The organism is Vibrio sp. V33_P6A3T137 (assembly GCF_009904835.1).
Taxonomy (GTDB): Bacteria; Pseudomonadota; Gammaproteobacteria; order Enterobacterales; family Vibrionaceae; genus Vibrio; species Vibrio metschnikovii.
Genome location: NZ_WXWK01000141.1, coordinates 25,520 through 42,247 on the forward strand (window position 1 = coordinate 25,520; position 16,728 = coordinate 42,247).

At 44.3% G+C, this 16,728-nt stretch carries 13 protein-coding genes; 5 read left to right on the forward strand and 8 right to left on the reverse strand.

Annotation, left to right across the window (positions count from 1 at the left end; genetic code table 11):
- Window positions 1-595: 595 nt before the first annotated feature.
- From CAG60_RS13675 to CAG60_RS13690, 4 genes are all read right to left on the reverse strand, one after another.
- The gene (locus CAG60_RS13675; RefSeq protein WP_237667792.1) at window positions 596-1,702 is read right to left on the reverse strand and encodes a lipocalin-like domain-containing protein; all 1,107 of its coding nucleotides are present in this window, start codon (window positions 1,700-1,702) and stop codon (window positions 596-598) included.
- A gap of 8 nt (window positions 1,703-1,710) precedes the next feature.
- Window positions 1,711-4,170 (reverse strand): ABC transporter permease, encoded by a 2,460-nt coding sequence (locus CAG60_RS13680; protein WP_161439177.1) that lies wholly within the window; start codon window positions 4,168-4,170, stop codon window positions 1,711-1,713.
- Entirely contained in the window at window positions 4,151-4,822 is a 672-nt protein-coding gene (locus CAG60_RS13685) for an ABC transporter ATP-binding protein (RefSeq protein ID WP_004395380.1), read from the reverse strand. The genes CAG60_RS13680 and CAG60_RS13685 overlap by 20 nt, the downstream gene beginning before the upstream one ends.
- A 125-nt stretch (window positions 4,823-4,947) precedes the next feature.
- Window positions 4,948-6,324 (reverse strand): MATE family efflux transporter, encoded by a 1,377-nt coding sequence (locus tag CAG60_RS13690; RefSeq protein ID WP_161439178.1) that lies wholly within the window; start codon window positions 6,322-6,324, stop codon window positions 4,948-4,950.
- A 181-nt stretch (window positions 6,325-6,505) separates the two neighbouring features.
- On the opposite strand from CAG60_RS13690, the gene CAG60_RS13695 reads away from it, so the two are divergent.
- From CAG60_RS13695 to CAG60_RS13705, 3 genes are all read left to right on the forward strand, one after another.
- Entirely contained in the window at window positions 6,506-7,933 is a 1,428-nt protein-coding gene (locus CAG60_RS13695; protein ID WP_161439179.1) for a DUF2867 domain-containing protein, read from the forward strand.
- Window positions 7,934-8,094: 161 nt separating this feature from the next.
- Window positions 8,095-9,009: a lipase family alpha/beta hydrolase gene (locus tag CAG60_RS13700; RefSeq protein WP_224214109.1), complete on the forward strand. Its 915-nt coding sequence runs from the start codon at window positions 8,095-8,097 to the stop codon at window positions 9,007-9,009.
- On the forward strand, window positions 9,009-9,848 hold the full coding sequence (locus CAG60_RS13705; protein WP_161439180.1) for a lipase secretion chaperone: 840 nt from the start codon (window positions 9,009-9,011) through the stop codon (window positions 9,846-9,848). Before CAG60_RS13700 ends, CAG60_RS13705 begins: the two co-directional genes overlap by 1 nt.
- A 205-nt stretch (window positions 9,849-10,053) precedes the next feature.
- Here CAG60_RS13705 and CAG60_RS13710 read toward each other — a convergent pair whose 3' ends face one another.
- The 3 genes from CAG60_RS13710 to rsuA all read right to left on the reverse strand — a co-directional run bounded on the left by CAG60_RS13710 (window position 10,054) and on the right by rsuA (window position 12,820).
- Window positions 10,054-10,713, reverse strand: a complete 660-nt coding sequence (locus CAG60_RS13710; protein ID WP_161439181.1) for a DUF2913 family protein — start codon at window positions 10,711-10,713, stop codon at window positions 10,054-10,056.
- On the reverse strand, window positions 10,713-11,921 hold the full coding sequence (locus CAG60_RS13715; RefSeq protein WP_161439182.1) for a Bcr/CflA family multidrug efflux MFS transporter: 1,209 nt from the start codon (window positions 11,919-11,921) through the stop codon (window positions 10,713-10,715). Before CAG60_RS13715 ends, CAG60_RS13710 begins: the two co-directional genes overlap by 1 nt.
- Before the next feature lie 203 nt (window positions 11,922-12,124).
- Window positions 12,125-12,820 carry a 16S rRNA pseudouridine(516) synthase RsuA gene (gene rsuA / locus CAG60_RS13720; protein WP_161439183.1) on the reverse strand — a complete coding sequence of 232 codons (696 nt, stop codon included), beginning with the start codon at window positions 12,818-12,820 and terminating at the stop codon, window positions 12,125-12,127.
- Window positions 12,821-12,906: 86 nt separating this feature from the next.
- Between rsuA and CAG60_RS13725 the strand changes: the two genes are divergently transcribed.
- Window positions 12,907-14,646 carry a DEAD/DEAH box helicase gene (locus CAG60_RS13725; protein ID WP_154168338.1) on the forward strand — a complete coding sequence of 580 codons (1,740 nt, stop codon included), beginning with the start codon at window positions 12,907-12,909 and terminating at the stop codon, window positions 14,644-14,646.
- A 179-nt stretch (window positions 14,647-14,825) separates the two neighbouring features.
- A complete protein-coding gene (gene rplY / locus CAG60_RS13730) occupies window positions 14,826-15,104 on the forward strand; it encodes a 50S ribosomal protein L25 (protein ID WP_004395389.1) in 279 nt (92 codons plus the stop codon).
- Between the two features lie 168 nt (window positions 15,105-15,272).
- On the opposite strand, the gene CAG60_RS13735 is transcribed toward rplY, so the two are convergent.
- A partial coding sequence (locus tag CAG60_RS13735; protein WP_161439184.1) for a methyl-accepting chemotaxis protein occupies window positions 15,273-16,728 on the reverse strand: 1,456 nt, incomplete at its 5' end.

Below are 16,728 nucleotides of genomic sequence, written 5' to 3' on the forward strand. Positions count from 1 at the left end.
AACGATGAAATGTACCTAACGACACTAAACACAATAAATCCGGTACAAGAAGATGAGATTGAGTCTACTCACTCGCTGCTCGGTTTAAAAATCGCTTCTAATGAAACTAAACATCGGAAAATCCGATCTATAAAGACAAAACAAACGTAATTTCCGTCGTTAAAATAGACAAAAATAATGTAATAAAATATGTTCACTCAAAAATCACATCAAAAGATCATTTATAAAAATAAAACTTATCAAATAGTTAAAATGATAATATTGATTTTAAAGAAAGGGATTCAGAATTCGAAATAAGTCAAGACACGATAAAATGAACAGCCATGCTTGTACCGGTAAACATGAGGTAAAAATAGAAGATGGGGAGATAAATCAGCTATTGAGTCGTCATACGCTTAAACGTTGAACACAATAAAAGGCATGAGCTAGGGTCTGTTAACTTTTCGAGCTGATTTTTACAGCAGTTAGTGGTTTTTTTATACAAGGCATAAGCGTTGGAATGTAGTAACTCTACCTGATAAGCCGATAACAGGGTAGAAAGAAGCCACCAACGCTGCCCGAAGGATTAGGCCAAAATACACGGGCTACGATCAAACTAATAACCCGTCAGCTGCATAAAACCACGAGCAGAATGCGAGCCTTGAGAATGAATGGGCCCTTGCCAATAAGGCTGGGTGAAGTCTAACCACAGATTAGGATTCAGTGGACTCAAGGTAATATCGATATTTTCTTTAGCGATCACGACCTGCCATTGCAAAGGTAACGTTTTTCCATTGGCAAGTTTGACTGATGGCAGTGGTATCATCTTGATTTCTTGCTCAGTCAAATGAGTCACCTTTCCATCTTTACTCGCCAAGGTGCCATAAATATGAGGTCTTTGATGCAGGTAGCGATGTCGAGTGACACTCAACGTTCGCTGTTGATCAAGGTGTAATACAAACCAATCTAAACCTTGCTGCTCTTGGCCTATCAGGCGGCTGCCCCACTCTTTACTTATCCATGCCTGGCCACGTACGGCTATCGGTTGTGTATAAGGCGTTAAACGTAATGTACCTTGAATAGAGACAAATGGCGCATATACCGAGTAAGAAGCCAGTGATGAATGATGATTTTGTCGCCGCTGAAACCCTTGTTCGCCCGGTAAAATATAAGGACCTTTAGGTGTCATATGCATCGCCAATTGAAAATTATCGGTGGCAATATCTAACTGACTCGGCAATGGCCCCGCACTTAATGATCGCCAATGCCAGTTATCGATCCACATCCGAAATGGCGGTGTTGTCACATCGGCTTGACCAATCCCCCCTCGAGCAATACGCTGTTCTTTCCAAACTTGATAAGCATTCGCTACCGCAACATGCGATAAAAATAGTTGCGAATTTTGCCAGCCGACGCCTTGCTCAGAATCATTGGCCAACTTAAAGAAATTCCATACTATCCCGTATTCTTGGCCCTGTTCATCTTGCACATTAGCGAATACATGCCACCACTCATGTTGATAGTGAGGATGCAGAGCAAAATCTTGGGGTAGGCGTACGGGATTATCGGGAGAGGCATCAGCAAACGCCTGTTGCCCATCGATAGAATAAGTAACAGGTGACAAACGATCAGCCGATAAAGTCAGAAAATAAGTCACACCTAGCCAGATCAATAAACAAAGCGCGACCAAAAAGATCGCCACCAACCATCGCTTGTAGCTCATGATCTTGCTCATAATGCATCCCTTAATGATTTAATCGCCGACTGACGAACTAAACGCATCACAGGAAGCGCCCCAGAAATAATCAGCGCCAGCATCGATAACATAGCCGTTTTCGCATAAGCGGCTGGCATCAGTTGTAACTCAATACTCCATCCAAATGAGTAACGGATCACCACATCAATCACCAGTGTTGCTAATGCCAAACCAAGCGGCAAGGCAATCAATAAGGAAATCAACCCAAAAACCAATAGCTGTAACGCACCAATCACCACTAACTCTTTACCTGATACACCCAAACAACGCAAAAGGGAGATATGCCGCTGACGAGAGACCTCTCCCGCTAAGGTTGCAAAGAATATCCCACACACTGCAATAAACAGCGTAATGTTACTTAAGCTATCAGCGATAGCAAACGTGCGATCAAATACCTGCATGGCTTGATGATGAATAGAACGGTTATCAAATACACGCTCAGAATTAAGACGAAAGACACTATTTAAGCGGGTCAGTAATGCTTCCCCTTCCGTTACCTGATCAGCGTTAAGCGTCACCGCTAAAGAGACATTGCCGCTACTCATAAAACCGTGCAACCAACTTTGGTGAGACATCATGACTTGATGGTAGGGATTCCCATAATCATAATACACCCCGACCACTAACCAATGTTGTCCTAAAGGCATCGATAAATCGATATAGTCACCCGGACGAATGCCAAGCCGTAACGCCATTGATTCGCTAATCATTACGCTGCGGGATTGATGAAGAAGATACCAGTAATCGGGAACACCAACTTTAATGGTTAATGATTGCCGCTCACCTTCAGAATCACCTGTACTCACCATTTGGATCATACCTTTGTCACTGGCGAGATCTTTTTCCCAACGATGCCAGACTTCTTGCACTTCAGGTTGTTGAGTCAGCCATTGTGTCATCCGTGCTGCCGAACTATTGGTTGGATAAAGATAAATATCCGCGGCTAATCGTTGATTCAACCATTTATCCGTGGTGTCTCTAAAACTGCCGACCATGGTTTCTACACCAATATTCGCCGTCATCGCCAACATGAACGCCATGGTCGCAACGCCTCGATAACTCATGCTGGCAGCGGCATCCGCAAAAAACCAACGTATTTTTACGCCACGTAAAGTATAAGAAAAACTGACAAACAGTTTCCAAATAAAATAAGGCGTTAACAACGCCGCGCTGAGGAGCATTAAGGTAATGATCACAAACCCAGAGGTTTGACTTTTCGGTGCTTGATAAATCGCAATGGCTGAGACGAGCAAGCCACAAGCCACTAATCCTTGAAAGGTAAATTCTGAGCCAGCAAAACGAACCATCGACAAACGTGTGGTTAACCGGATCGGTTGAGACTTGAGCAGACGAATTAACGGCCAAGCACAAGACGCTAATGCAGCGCAAGTAGCCATCAGTAAACTATAGCTACTCCAGCGCCAGCTCCACCCAACGGAAAGTCCTACGTTTGCATCATACAAATTGCTTAAGCTAGCAGATACCGAGGGTAATAATTGGTTGGCCAAAACTAACCCCAAAACGTTACCACAGGCCCAACTGATTAAAATCAAACCGATCAATTCTATCGATAACGCTTGCGCTAATTGCCAACCAGAAACTCCAGTTTGTCGCAAGATCCCCACTAATGGCTGACGCTGAATTAACGATAACGACATGGCTTGATAGAAAATAAACATACCGACTAAAAAAGACAGCATACCCAGTGCGGTTAAGTTCATATGAAAAGCTTGGGTGAGTGACTCTAACTCACTACGCGTGGTGCGTACTAACGCCATTCCACTGGGTAAACTATCGGTTAATCTTTGCAATTTCTCTTTCGGCATATCACCGCAAGCAATCACCGATAACCCAGAGCTTTGACGAATACTGCGCACCAATGAAAGGTCGGCAACGACTCGTGTACCATGAATCAACCCATTGGTATCAATCAATAGTGGGCCAAGCAGGCTGCCATCTTGTAATGGAATGTAGTCGCCATTATTCCAACCTTGTAACGTTGCAAAGCCATCACTGACTAAAATCGGATGTGGCGATTTAAATAAGGCTAACGTACTAATTTCATTGAATGGCTGACGATTATTAAGGGGGAGCATCGCTACCGGGTCAATCCCTAAAAGTGAAAACTCCGTCCCAGTTGTCGTGGTTAAGCGATAATGATCAATAGGCACACATTGATGGAACCCTTCTCGACGTAACTGAACGTAAAAACCTTGAGGAATTTTATTAGCAATATGTTTTGGTCGAATGCGATAAGGAAGAGGATTGGCAAACAGTTTTTCACCATGCTGATAGCTTTGTTTCGCATGATGATTAATCGCCGTCACACCAACTAATAAAGAAACACTGAGTGTTAAACCCAGCCAGACGAGAAAAATTTGTAACGGGTAGCGACGATAATGCCCAAGTAACGCTTTAACTACGGGCAATAACATGCAACCTTCCTCCTTGTAAGCGAATACAACCTTCCATGTGCTGCGCCACTTTTTCACTGTGAGTGACTAACAATAAGGTACATTGTAACTGACGACTCAATGAAGTCAGTAAGCGCATCACTGCTTCAGCATTGCGTTCATCAAGGCTACCGGTTGGCTCATCCGCTAGAAGGATTTTGGGTTCCATATACAAAGCACGAGCAATTGCCGCTCGTTGCTGTTGACCGCCCGACACTTCTTCAGGATAACGACCTAAAAGCGGCATTAAATCTAATGAGGAGAGAATTTGTCTCAATAAACCTTGGTCTTCGGGTAAACCTTTAAGTTGCCGACAGAAGCGGATATTATCGGCGACATTTAAGGTCGGCAACAGGTTAAACTGTTGGAATATATGACCAATGTTATTACGCCGAAAGGCGGTGCGTTTATGCTCTGATGTACTGTGCATCGCAAAGCCGGGAAACCAAATCTCCCCCGAATCAACACTATCTAAACCAGCGATCAAATTGAGTAAGGTGCTTTTGCCAGAGCCACTCTCACCCATTAATGCCAACTGATCACCTTGATTTAACGTCAACTCTGCACCTTGTAACACAGGGTGGAACTCATCACCATCCACAAAACCTTTGCTCAGGTCTATCAGCTGTAACATTAAACCGCTCACACCATTGCTTAAAATTAGGATTGAGAATCTACACTAAATCCCTTCGGGTAGGAAGTATTTTGGCTGTAGATCACAGAATATGAACACAATTGCACCAACTTGTTGTTATGTGTCTAGTTTCCGATCAAATTCCGCATCCATTTTTTACTGATCATTCGCCATAATGAGCCGACCCATTTGATCAATTCTTCGACTAAAAACAACAAATAAATCCACTCAGGTTTAACGTTAAAATAGATAGCGGCAATCGCCGCCAGAGGGATACCGATAATCCACTGCGCAACCACATCTTGTCCAAGACAAAATTTGACATCGCCTCCAGCACGAAGGACTCCGACAATCACTGTCATGGGCACTGAACGCAAGACAATGCCAAGGCTTAAAATCACAATGAATTTTTCTGCTAACTGACGAGTTTCTGCGGTCAGAGCACTAAACGCATTTAAGATAGGGATCTGCACAATAAACAGAACCATAGCAACCAGTATCCCAGACAGCAGGCTCAGCACCGTAACACCAATGGCTTGGTAATAAACCGCATCATACTGCTTAGCGCCTAACTGATTGCCGATCAGTACCGCGGCCGCATTAGACATACCAATTAAAAAACTCAAAGAAATCGATTCAACAGGCGTCATGACGGATAAGGCAGCCAGCCCCTGCACTCCACTTTGGCCCATGATGGCGTGGTAAAAAAATAACCCTCCAGCCCATGCTAAAAAGTTAAACGTCGTCGGGAGTGATAAGCGTAGAAATCGTTCAATGGTTTGCCAGACCATGACCGCTTTTACATCAAGTAATCCAAAAGCTAATAGATGCTTTTTCCAATATAAGTAACCATACAAACAGCCCACCTCAAGAAAACCACTGAGTAACGTTGCAATCGCTGCGCCTTGAATACCGAGTGCTGGAAAGCCTAATTTGCCGAAAATTAGCACCCAGTTCAAAAATACGTTAGCCAAAATCCCAATACCACTGAAAAAAGTACTAATGCCTGGCTTATGCATCGCACGTAGGCCGACCGCCATACTACTGACACAGGCAACCGCTAACATACTAAAAGAGGTAATAACGAGATATTGACTGCCCAGTTGATTAACGAGCGCCGAATCGGTGGTCAATGCCATAATTTGTTGTGGAAAAAATAAAAATAAACCCACCGTTAATACCGCAAACAACATCGACACCAACCAAGTTAAGGCGGTACTTTCTCTCACCCCCTGTTTATTCGCTGCTCCCCAATATTGAGCGGTTAATAGTGCCCCACCTGTCGTTACTCCAACGAGCATAATTGTGGTCACGAACGTAGCTCTTGCCGCCACACCAACCGCCGCAATTTCTGCCTCACCGAGCTGTCCCAGCATCAACACATCCACTAGCCCGCGGCTAGAAAACATGATGCTTTGTAAAGTAATCGGCAAAGCAATCGCTATCAAGCGGCGCAAAAAGTCACCTTTGGTGTAATATATCACTTGTGAAACAACGGACAACGGAGCACCTCAATGGCAAACATTAACCAGAAAAAGACATATTGAGTCGCATCAATACCAATCGGCGGTCCGTTTAATCGAGATTACTGGACCAAATGATATCGCTACAACGTCAAGTTAGAAGGCTGAATAGTGGCTGAAGATTATACGCTCAAGCCTTAGCCTATCCCAAGGAATAAAAATGAAAAAAGTATTAGTATTAGGTGCTTCAGGTTACGTCGGCTCTCAGCTTATCCCTTTATTACTTGAACAAGGTTATCAAGTCACCGCTGCGGCTCGGCAAGTCGATTATTTTACCGATCGCACCCCTAAACATAAAAATCTCACCATTATTTATCTTGATTTAGCCAATCAACAGCAGACTTGTCACTGGGTCAAACAAGCGGACTTAGTCTATTTTTTAGTGCACGGCATGGCCCAAGGCGGCGATTTTATCGACTACGAATTATCCCTAGCGAATAACATGCGTGAAGCTTTACAACACAGCCAAGTCAAACACGTCATTTATCTTAGTGCTTTACAACCACCATCCGGCCATTCTGACCATTTAGCCGCTCGACAAAAAACTGGCGAAATTTTACGTCAAAGCCAAGTTCCCGTAACCGAATTAAGAGCAGGAGTGATCATCGGCCCTGGCTCAGCGGCTTTCGAGATCATGCGCGATTTTGTTTATAATTTACCCATTCTGATCACACCGCAATGGGTCGATTCAAAAGCCAACCCGATTGCTTTAGCTAATCTTAACCATTACCTGTTAGCGCTTGCTCAGGAAACTCCCGAACAACATCAACAATTTGAAGCAGGTGGCCCCGATACCCTCACCTACCGTGAACAATTTGAAGTTATTTGTCGATTAGCCAATAAACCCTTTCGGCTTTGGTCTACTGGTTTACTCACCCCTCGAATGGCCTCTTACTGGCTTGGATTAGTCACCTCGGTTCCGTCGAGTATCGGACGAGCCCTATTAGATGGCCTTGCCCATGATTTTATTGCCAATAACGATGCGCTTCAGCAACGTTATCCACAAACGATGATTGGTTATTACGATGCGGTGAAGTCCACCATCGAACAAGAGGGTACCTTTGTACGCAGTAATGTCTGGGGCTTTGACCCCGGCGCAATGCAGCGTTGGCAACCGGGGTTTGGATTTTATCCTAAGTATACCGGCGCAACCATAACCACCGATGCCAGTGCAGAACAGCTCTGGAAAGTCGTCAAAACCATGGGCCAACGCGATCAAGGCTATTTTTTTGCTAATTCGTTGTGGCGAACACGTGAATGGCTCGATGTGTTATTTGGTGGAGGAAAACCGGTTCGACGCAGCCCACCAGGAACCGAGTTACAAGTGGGCGATTTTATCGACTCATGGAAGGTGATTCGCTGCCAGCCGCCGCGCTTTTTGTCTTTATTGTTTGGCATGAAAGGGCCTGGCTTAGGTCGTCTGGAGTTTGCCATTAAAGATCTTGGTGAACAACGTGAACTGACTATTACCGCATGGTGGCATCCACAAGGGTTTCGTGGCCTTCTTTATTGGTTTGTGATGATGCCTGCGCACCTATTTATTTTCAAAGGTATGGTCAGAGCGATCGTGAAAAAAACCAAAAAATGAACCCGTGGGTGTCACTGACCGACGGATGAGTTACCCCGGTCACAATCACGGCGAAAACCCTCGACAGTGCGTAGAATTGACACTATTTTACATTGATAATATCAATGCCAACTTATAATAAATAACACAAGGGTATCAATGTGAACGTCATATATCGATGGATAAGCCTACTCTGTATTGGATTAATATCCTTTCACACACCAGCGACATTCGCCAATAGTGGCTATACCGAAACCCGCTACCCATTGGTACTGGTCCATGGCATCTTCGGTTTTGATAGTATCGCCAAAATAGATTACTTCTATGGCATTCCTCATGCACTCAGTAAAGATGGTGCTACCGTATTTACTGCGCAAGTCGCAGCCGCTAACCGCTCAGAAGTACGCGGCGAGCAACTATTGGCACAAGTTGAAACCATTCTAGCCCTAACCGGCAAAGAGAAAGTCAATCTTATCGGTCACAGTCAAGGCAGTCCAACCGCTCGTTATGTCGCCTCAGTGCGTCCTGATCTGGTTGCTTCGGTGACTAGCGTTGGTGGTGTTAACTGGGGATCGCGAGTCGCTGATATTGTGAGAAATACCGTACCAGAAGACTCGATTTCTGAGGCCTTAGCCGTCAAAATCACCAATAGTTTTGTCACTTTGATCAACGTACTCTCCGGTGGCAAGGGGCTAGAACAAGATGCCTTAGCGGCGCTCGATACCTTAACCACGGAAGGCTCATTGGCTTTTAACCGTCATTATCCAGAGGGCGTTCCGACAACCTATTGTGGGCAAGGTGAAGCGATCGCCAGTAATGGTGTTCACTATTTTTCTTGGACTGGTTCATCGGCCATTACTAACTTGCTTGACCCCACCGACATCCCTATCGGAGTTTTAAGCCTTGCTTTTGATGAACCCAATGATGGCTTGGTCTCTGTCTGCAGTAGCCATCTTGGTCAAGTCATTGGTACCCACTATAAAATGAATCATCTCGATGAAGTCAATGGGCTTTTAGGCATTCGCCATCTTTTTGAGGTTTCACCCGTTACTCTTTATCGTCAACATGCTAATCGTTTGCAACAACTTGGACTGTAATGATGCGTTATAAACCCATGAGGGTTGCCCTAGCACTCGGAGTATTGATAGTGACATTGTCACCAATATGGTTGCATGATGATCAACCCGTGACCGCCCAACCACCGAGTGTACTGAAAAGTGACGTTGATCTTTCCTCCCCTCGCGATTTCTTGAATTATCTGGTATCAGAAATGGATCAGATCGATGTTAACTTATTAAAACAACAATTTGCGCATTATATTGATGAAAAAATCAGCTTTGATGAGCCTTTGTTTCATCAATTAATCGACTATCACCACGCTCTCGATAAGTTAAGCTTTTCATCACTGAACGGACTCGCTGCAGATTGGCAACGTCTGCATGACAAAATCGTTCATCTTCAAGGCGTTCATTTTTCTACCGATCAGCAATCTTTATTTACTGAAGAAAATCGTATTCGACAGCTCGCGATTGATAAACAAAAACTGTTTGAAATCTATCCACAACAAAAAGCGCAACGCTTATGGGATGAGCAGATAAACCAACAACCGGATTACATTCAACGTAATGAACATAATGATCGTTTATTAAAAGCGGTTCTCACATTAGATGAGCAAGATCCACAAGACCACTATCTAGCTTTAAAAGAATGGGTAGATGAAGAAACCATTCAACGTCTTAATCACCTTGGGCAATCAAGACAGCAGTTTGATCAACAGTGGCAGCATTATGTTGAGCAAAGAAAAGTAATTGTTAAACGTTTAGCCGATCATCCTGATCAGCAACAAACACAGTTAGACGAGCTACGTCGTCGCACGTTTTCCGAACAAGATTTACGACGTGTACAAAGTTTAGAACGCATTCACTTTGATCAATAAGCATTGTGCTCAATAAGCGCTTTGGTCAATAAGATAGTATAAGTAAGAGATCGGATAAGTCACTCCCCCATTGCGGGGAATAATTATTGGATTGACGTGAGCAAACATCATCAACAACTGATGCAGATTCAAAGAGGAAACGTTACTTTTATACTTATCAGAGCCACGATAAATCGTCGCTCTGATTTAGGCTAAAACGGTAAAATTAAGAGGCTTGAAAAGAAAGGGGAATTTCCGCTAATTGGGTCCCTTGATTATCTGGAAAAATCACATATTCGCCATGGTATTTGACGTTCGATTTGTAATCAGTGCGTTTATGAAGCATAAACCCTGCCGCCGCTGCTTTCTCGACAAATCCGGCATGGTGGCCACGCACAAACCAGTTCATCGGTTTTATCAAGGCTTCGCCATCAAAACAGTCATCACACTGCCTTGAGCAAAGCGCGAAGGAGTTTTGCCCTTCGATAAATATTTGTACTTTACCACAATCCACTAATGGTTCAGAGGTTGAGACTTCCCATCCAGCTTGTTCCATTTCGTCCAAAAAGGCGTCTATTTTCTTATCCGTTAAGTGATTATCGGCATGCTCATTGAAAAACTGGGCGTAATACGCCGAAATACGTCGAAATTGCAACCACAATCCTGATTGATTCCCCTTCGAGCGCCCCGCTTTTTGCCAAACGGTTAAATCATCGCGTACACAGCGGTCAAAACGCTGATTTTTTAAAGATTTGGTCACCCAATGTACTAAAAAATGATTATTTGCCACGGGAGCATTCGCCAACTTTCCAGCAGCGTGTTCTTGCGCTAACTCTTCTAAAGCGCTGTTCACCAGCTTCTGAATTTCTAAATAATACTTCGCCACTATGCGTTTCTTCCCAATGTCCAATAAAAACCCGCAGACAGCACTGAACATGCTGACATCACTAAAATCATTGGCCAAGTCACATCACTTGGCATTGAGGCAACCACGGCACCAATCACCGAGCCGGTTCCAAAGCGCAATGTACCGGACAAAGAAGAAGCCGTACCAGCGATTCGAGGATAACCACTCAATAATAGTCCCATCGCATTACTGCCAATGGTTGAAATGGTGCCAATAAACAACACCACAAAAGGAACGGTTCCCCATAATCCCCAATCAAGTGCCCAACCAACAAATAAACCAACGCCCGCCAATAATTGAATAAATAATCCAAAACGCAACATGGCATGCGAACCAACGCGTCGCACAAATCGACCATTAATACTGGTCATCGCGATCATCGCAATAATATTGAGCGCAAACAGATAACCAAACTGGTTTGGAGTCACACCATAAATATCAATATAAACAAAAGATCCTGCGGTCAAAAAGGCAAACATTCCCGAAAATGAAAAAGCCCCAGCGAAAATCAGCCCCATCGCCTGCCCATTACGGCATAATTGCGCATAGTTTTTCATGGTGTTCATAAATCGCAAGGGTTGACGATTTTCTATTGCCAATGTCTCAGGCACTTTCCAAAGTACCATCGCCATCACGACCACAGCAAAGATAGCCAACACCCAAAAAATGGAACGCCAACCAAACCAAACAGCTAAATGCCCACCAATCAATGGCGCAACTAACGGCGCAAGTGTAACCACTAAGGTGACAAAAGACATCGCACGTGCAAAGTCTTCTCGATCAAACATATCGCGCACAACCGCCTGAATCACTACTGCGGCAGCTGCACCTGCAAACCCTTGAGCGGCACGAATATAAGTTAATGCCTCGATACCGTGTGTCATGGCACTAAAAACCGAAGCCACCGCAAATAAAAATACCCCTGACAACATCACCGGACGACGACCATAACTGTCCGCTAACGGGCCGTGCAATAATTGTCCAATCGCAAAACCTGCCGTATAAGCCGTTAACGTTAATTGCACGGAACCGGCAGTAGTACCTAAATCTTTGGCGATAGCGGGCATTGCAGGTAAATACATGTCGATAGCGAGTGGGGTTAACGCCCCGATAGCGCCCAACACAATAAACAGCAAAAAGCCAAGGCTAGAAGCATCATATTTAGCGGGGGCAGTATTGGAAGTCATAAGTCTCCGTTTTATCAATGAATATGATTTAACTCTGGTCGATAGCCTATCGACCCAAGCGCTGATCTTGCCGATCAGCAACCCATTTCTTTATTGCGACGAGCTGAGATAAGCGACTGGCTTAGGATAAGCGTTCGCTACGAAGCCAATTGTATGTTCAAATATAAGGAAACTCGATGGCCGTGTTTCCTAAGGTTGAGCGATCAGTTCCAGACAGAAGCGATTTCCGACTCGGTCAAATAACGAGATTCTCCCGGATCAAGGCAAGGGTCCAAAACAATATCGCCCACACGTTCACGATGTAACCCAACGACCTTATTACCAAGAGCTGCAAACATACGCTTAACTTGATGATATTTACCTTCGTGAATGGTCAACAAAACCTGTTGTTGATCTATGATTTCTAGTTGAGCAGGTCGGGTTAGATCTCGCTCACCGCGTAACTCAATTCCCTTCGCAAACTGCTCAGTATACTCGGCGGCAATGGGATCTGCGAGCCAGACACGGTAAGTTTTTTCACAATGATGTTTAGGTGACGTCACCCGATGTGACCACTGCCCATCATCAGTGATTAACACGAGCCCTGTCGTATCAACGTCCAAGCGCCCAGCAAAATGCAAGTCCCGTTGGTTAGCCTCATCCAATAACACAAAGACCGTTTGGTTGAAGCTGTCTTCATGAGAACAAACATAACCTTGAGGCTTATGCAGCATGATATAACGAGGGCCACTTAAGGTCAGCGCTCTGCCTTGCCACTCAACCTGCGATAACTCGGTAACTTGACATGAACCACTTTTGCGAACAATACCATCAACCGTTACATCGCCACTTTTTAAAAGTTGAGTCGACTCTTTACGTGTGGTGCCGAGCGCATCACACAAAAATTTATCTAAACGCATGAATACCTCATCTGCTTGAAGTCAGGTATTATACAAGCCTCACTCAAAATAGTTGAACTATTTCACATAATTAATCCCTTGCCTTTATGTATACCTTACGACCTTATCAAGCGGATTCAGTCAAAGCCGTGATTCATTACTTTCGTCAGCACAGTACCCCTGCGGTGATTGTCCTCCCTACCGGTGCAGGAAAAAGCTTAGTAATTGCTGAATTAGCACGTTTAGCTAAAGGGCGAGTATTAGTTCTTGCCCATGTTAAAGAACTGGTGGAACAAAACCATGCCAAATATGAAGGCTATGGGCTCACTGGTGGCATATTTTCAGCCGGACTAGGACGAAAAGAGAGCGAACATGCGGTGGTGTTTGCTTCCGTGCAGTCTGTGGTACGAAATTTATCGACTTTTCAACAGCCATTTTCGTTATTAGTGATTGATGAATGTCATCGAGTCCCCGATGATAAAGACAGCAGCTATCAAAAAGTCATTAGCCACTTATTGACCCTCAACCCAAAGATGAAGGTGCTCGGTTTAACCGCAACCCCTTATCGACTAGGCATGGGATGGATCTATCAGTACCACACTCGTGGGCTCGTGCGCAGTGAAGAGCCACGTTTTTTCAAAGATTGCATTTTTGAATTACCGATCCACTACTTATTGGATGAAGGTTTCTTAACTCCAGCGCGTCTGATTGATGCGCCTATCCTCAGCTACGATTTCTCTCAGTTAAGCCCAACGACTAGCGGACGATACAAAGAATCTGAACTCGATCTGGTTATCGAGCAATCCAAACGCGCAACACCACAAATCGTTCAACAAATTATTCAGTTAGCGCACAACAAGCAAGGGGTAATGATTTTTGCGGCTACGGTTCGTCACGCCCAAGAGATCCTTAGTTTACTGCCTGAACAACAATCCGCCTTAGTGATTGGCGATACATCATCACAAGATCGCGATCGGATCATCCAACGTTTTAAACAGCAAGAGATCAAATTTTTGGTCAATGTCTCAGTATTAACCACCGGCTTTGATGCTCCACATGTCGATTTGATTGCTATTCTAAGGCCCACCGAGTCGGTGAGTTTATACCAACAAATCGTCGGTCGAGGTTTACGTCTCGCTCCGGGAAAAACCGAATGTTTGGTGCTTGATTATGCGGGTAATCAGTATGATCTGTATCAACCCGAAGTCGGCGACCCGAAACCCGACTCTAATAGTGAAATCATTACTATTCCTTGTCCTGCTTGCGGCTTTAATAATAACTTTTGGGGCAAACTGGATGCGAACGGCTTTCTTCTCGAACACTATGGGCGGCGATGCCAAGGCTATTTTGAAGATAAAGAGACTGCAGAGCGCGAACATTGCGGCTACCGTTTTCGTGCCAAATATTGCAATCAATGCGGAGCCGATAACGACATCGCCGCGCGAATTTGTCACGAATGCCAAGCGACGCTAGTGGATCCGGATAAAAAGCTTAAAGAGGCATTAAGCTTAAAAGATGCATTAGTGTTTGAGTGTCTCACCATGACATTCAGCGTTCATAAAGATAGCAAAGGAAAAAACCATCTTCGAGTGACTTATCTTGGTGAGAATAACGCCCAAGTGCACGAGTTTTGGTCACTCACAACCCCAAAACAAAAAGCTATCTTTAAACAGCGTTTCGTTCGCCCCCATCTGGCCGATAAACATCGAGCATTTGACGCCGCATCACCGAGTAAAGTCGTCGATCATCAGCACCGTTTTCGACCACCACAATTCGTTATCGCACGAAAAAATGGCCGATTTTGGGCACTGAGGGATAAAATTTTTGCCGATGAGCTCAGTGATTAACCATGCTGGGGATTGCCTAGTATGAAGCCATCATTTTTATTGCTCATCCTAACGTAGAATGTTAGTATCCGCGCTCGTTTTGAGAGTGATTATTATCGCTAACGAAGCGCTACGACAGCACAAGGTCGCATTGATGCTGTCACACTTACTATTTTTTTACTAATTTGAGAGTAAATACTATGAAATTCAATGCAGTAGTGCGTACTGAACTAGGTAAAGGTGCGAGCCGCCGCCTACGTCACACTGGTCTATTCCCAGCTATCGTTTACGGTGGTGAAGCAGCGCCAGTATCTATCGCTCTAAAACACGATGATGTGATCAACCAAATGGATAAGCCAGAGTTCTACGAAGCGATTACTCTAGTTATCGACGGTACTGAAGTTAAAGTTAAGCCTCAAGACGTTCAACGTCACGTGTTCAAGCCAAAAGTTGAGCACATGGACTTCATCCGTATCTAATTCCCTACCAAGGAATTTGTTGGATAAAATCCAACCTTTTGCATAAATAAGATTTTTTGGCCTTACCATCCAAACCATCTAAAAATCAGAAACCCCGATGCTACCAACATCGGGGTTTCACCGTTTTAAGGGCTTCCTTTTAAAGCCCTACCCTCATATATCATCGCGTTAGCCGTTGTGCGAAATATTAAAGTAAGCGACCTCTTTTTTAAGTTCGTTAGCCAAACGATTTAACTCGTGCCCCGCATTTTCATTGGCTGCCATCAATTGGATCGACTCACTCGACATTGATGAGATTTGCCCCATCGCTGAAACTACCTCTCCAACCACAGCCACTTGATCATCCGTCGCTGAAACCACTTCTCGAATCCGATGAAGCGTATCTTTGGCTTGTTTTTCTATATTAATCAGTAGATCGCTGGCTTGCGCGGTTTTTTGATTACCCTCTTCGACCTGAGGTTGTGTTGCTTGCATGGCCTTAACACTGATCGCCGTTTGAGACTGAACTTCACTGATCAATGATTCAATTTGCGAAGTCGCTTCTCCGGTACGCTTAGCTAATTGACGCACTTCATCAGCCACTACAGCAAATCCTCGACCAGATTCTCCGGCTCGTGCAGCCTCAATCGCGGCATTCAATGCGAGTAGATTGGTTTGTTCTGAAATACCACTGATCACATTTAATATTCCACCAATATCTTTGGTCTTTGCTTCAAGTAACTTGACTTGTTCAACGGTTGAGTTGACCGTAAGAGCAATTTTTTCCATTTGTTTCGCGACCGAGAAGACTAATTCGCGCCCGTGATGAGCATTATCTGTCGTCATGACCGAATTACTTTCGGTTTGTTTAGCAATATCCGCGATTTGATCAATCGTATGACGCATATCTTCTAATCGTGAAAGCGTATCTGCGGTTAAATTTGATTGCTGCTTGGCCGAACTCAAAACTCGACTCGACCCATCAGAGACCTCTGAAACTTGACCAACGATCTTGGTTGAAGCTTGAACAATATTACTGACGATAGCGGTTAAAGTTAATGACATACCCGACAACGAATCGAAAATACTGTCTTTCGCTCGTTGCCCATAGCGGTGGGTTAAATCCCCTTTTGATAAGCGTTTGATCGCCTGCTGGGCTTCATAAGGCTCACCACCCAATGATTGACGAAAACTTCGTTCAATCACCATAGCAACAAGCAGTGAAATAACAATCGCGACCGCAGATAGCAGTAACATTAAGTTTTGAAAACCGCTTGCTTGTTCACGAGCCGCGGGCGTCATCTGCTGATTCAACTCTTCTTGATAGTCAATAAACTGGTTGATGCTATTCAACCATTCAACAAATGCCGGACGAACCTGATCAAGGAGCGCTACATTCGCATTAATGTCTCTTTTCTTATCACTGATGATCGATTGCACCATGGGTAAGGTTTTTTGCTGGATTTGATCAATACTGCGTAAGATAGCCTGCTCTTTCGGCGTAAATATCACACCACTGGCGATCATTTTTTGCATGTTATTTTCAGAGTCTCGATAAAAACGCTCTAAATTTTTTATCTCATTTTCTAATCTATTAAGCTCACTACTATTTCGGGCGATGGCAACATCTCGAATTGCAATAGCG